General features: G+C 52.7%; 3 protein-coding genes. All 3 read left to right on the forward strand.

Annotation, left to right across the window (positions count from 1 at the left end; genetic code table 11):
• The first annotated feature begins 368 nt into the window (after positions 1–368).
• The 3 genes from LKE08_RS02010 to LKE08_RS02020 all read left to right on the forward strand — a co-directional run bounded on the left by LKE08_RS02010 (position 369) and on the right by LKE08_RS02020 (position 2,859).
• Positions 369–1,808: a HAMP domain-containing sensor histidine kinase gene (locus tag LKE08_RS02010; protein ID WP_324702519.1), complete on the forward strand. Its 1,440-nt coding sequence runs from the start codon at positions 369–371 to the stop codon at positions 1,806–1,808.
• A gap of 332 nt (positions 1,809–2,140) precedes the next feature.
• Positions 2,141–2,434 carry an SH3 domain-containing protein gene (locus LKE08_RS02015; RefSeq protein WP_324702520.1) on the forward strand — a complete coding sequence of 98 codons (294 nt, stop codon included), beginning with the start codon at positions 2,141–2,143 and terminating at the stop codon, positions 2,432–2,434.
• An 89-nt stretch (positions 2,435–2,523) separates the two neighbouring features.
• Entirely contained in the window at positions 2,524–2,859 is a 336-nt protein-coding gene (locus LKE08_RS02020; RefSeq protein WP_324702521.1) for an SH3 domain-containing protein, read from the forward strand.
• Positions 2,860–2,883: the final 24 nt, after the last annotated feature.

Consider the following 2,883-nt stretch of genomic DNA (forward strand, 5'->3'; position numbering starts at 1 on the left):
AATCGCCAAGACACATGGAAGTTTCGGGTTCTGTTCCACGAACCGAACTGTAAACACACGAGCGCTCATTGCTATAAAAGTCAAAAGTCAACCGTCAAAAATTCACAAGTTCCCGATTTAAAATGATTAATGATTAATGATTAATTATTAAGGGTTAATTTTCCCCAGCGGAAGCTTGGAAAACTGTCGGCAAAAAATCGGGAAAAATGGTCAATTCTAGACGCAAATTTTTGCTCCTCGGGGCGGTGGCGATCGCGGCATTTGCACTCTTCATTTTTGCGATCACCGGCGATCGCTAAACCTGGGGACTCTGATCCTCCCCACCCACATCTCCCCTAGAAACCCGGTTTTTTCCCCATTCCCCAACCATGTTCCAAGCCACCCGCCGCCGTTTGGCCCTCTGGTACACCGCCGTCACCGCAGTGCTGTTGCTGCTGTTCGCCAGCGGCTTTTATCTCTACGTCCGCAATACCCTCATCGATCGCATCGACGATACCCTCAATCATGTTGTGGAAGTGGTGGAGCGATCGCTCGTCATCGAACCCGTCCGGGGGGGTCAGTACGCCGTCAATATCGAAGCCAGCTTTCGCAATAATGTCGATGCGGCCGACGACGACCACATCGATATAGAATGGTTCGGCCCCACGGGGGAATTATTGTGGTCCACCCTCTCCGAACCCCTCGACATCCCCCTCCACCCCCACCGAAACGGGGAAACGGTTCGCTTGAGGGATCATCACTGGTCGTTACTCGACGAACCCGCCGGGAACTCCCAGGAAATGGTACTGCGACAAGTGACCGATCGCGTCGAAATCGGTCGTCAAGTTTTGGGGTATCTGCGAGTCAGCCACCCCTGGTTTGAGGTGACGAAGCCGATCCGCCAGTTGGTGACGGATCTGGCGACGGGGGCGGTTTTGACGTTGATTTCTGTGGCAGCCATCGGCTGGTTTTTGTCGGAGTTGGCGATCGAACCCGTGCGGGAATCTTATCAGCATCTCAAACAGTTTACCGCCGACGCCTCCCACGAACTCCGCAGCCCGATCGCGACGATCCAAACCAATGTTCAAGTCGCCTTGGCCGATCCAAATATCAATCCGGATAGCCAACAACAATTGCAGGCGATCGAGCGCCTGACCCGGCGCCTGGGCCGCCTGGTGGACGACCTGCTATTTTTGGCCCGACAGGATGGGGGAATGGTACAGTCAAAATTCGCCCCCGTCCCCCTGGATGCTTTGCTGATGGAAGTGATGGAGGAACTCGAAGCGATCGTCTCGGCGGCTGACATCCACCTGTCCCTGAATTTGATCGACCCCCCTTCCCCGGTGTCGGAGGGGGAGACGCTCCCCCCCGAAGTCGAAACGGATTTATTTACTTTGGAGGGCGATCGCGATCAGTTGGGGCGATTATTTATTAATTTGATCGGCAACAGCTTGAACTACACCCCCGGGGGCGGAGAAATTATCGTCACGCTCCAATATATCCCCAGAAACGGGCGATTTTCTTCCCGGGAGGAAATGCGATCGCCCCGAACCCCAGAATCCCGAGATTGGCGAGGGCAATTTGAAGCCCTGCAAGTCTCCGTCAAAGATACCGGCATCGGCATCCCCCCCGAAGCCCTCCCCCACATTTTCGATCGCTTTTACCGGGTCGATCCAGCCCGCAGCCACCGCAGTTTGTCGGGGTCGGGCTTGGGGTTGTCAATTGTCGCCGCGATCGTGCAAAATCACCGGGGTCAGATCCAGATCGAAAGTGAAGTGAACCGGGGGACGATCGTCACAGTTACTCTTCCCTTACATCAACCCGAGTGAAAGCCTTTTCCACCCGACAATCCCATCACTTTTGTTGACGCATTTTTGTTAACATTGATACCATCTGCCTCGCACACACCGCATCAATACCGAGCGAATTCAATCTATCAACTTGAGCTATCAACTTGATAGATGTAATGGAAGTCACCTCAAATTCACAAATATCTCGGTAATTTCCACAGTTTTACACAAGTTTACATTCAAAAGTTCGGTAGTTCCACGATTTCCAAACCCCGGTTGTTCCGGAAATAATAAGAACAAGCTAGAAAACAGCAAAGCACCCGACACCAATTCTGGCTCAAACTTCACTTTATTAATACTGGAGTCGTTCCATGAGTCCCAAAACATTAGTCCTGACTACCTGTTCCGCGATCGCCATGATGGCTGCCACCGCCCTCCCCGGTTTGGCTTATCCGGGCTATTTAACTTCTGATGATTACGGCTCCCAAATTAACATTCGCTCCGGCCCCGGAACCGGCTATTCTTCTCCTCACTACGGCTACGATGACGATCGGGTTGAAATCATCAACGACACCATCGGCGACGACGGATACACCTGGTACTACATCGAATTCTACGGCTCCGGCGCCCGGGGTTGGGTTCGCGGGGACTTCATCACCTACTAATCCCACCGTTCAATTCCCGACAGTTTGACCGAAAAAATCAGACACACATCCTTGCTCGACACACACTTTATTACTTCTGGAGTCGTTCCATGAGTCCCAAAACATTAGTCCTGGCTACCTGTTCTGCGATCGCCATGATGGCCGCCGTCGCCCTTCCCAGCTTCGCTTATCCCGCCCGCTTGACAACTTCCGATTACGGCTCCCAAATTAACATTCGCTCCGGCCCCGGAACCGGTTATTCTTCTCCTCACTACGGCTATGCCGGAGACGGGGTTAACGTCATCAATGAAACCATCGCCAATGATGGATATATGTGGTATTATATAGAATTCTACGGCTCCGGCGCCCGGGGTTGGGTGAGGGGTGACTTTATTACGAGAAAAGGACGAGAGCTTGAAAGCCGTGTCTTTTTAAAGCACGGATGAAAAGCGAACGGCGACTGAAGTCGC

It is taken from the genome of Lyngbya sp. CCY1209, from assembly GCF_035615495.1.
Lineage (GTDB): Bacteria > Cyanobacteriota > Cyanobacteriia > Cyanobacteriales > Microcoleaceae > Limnospira.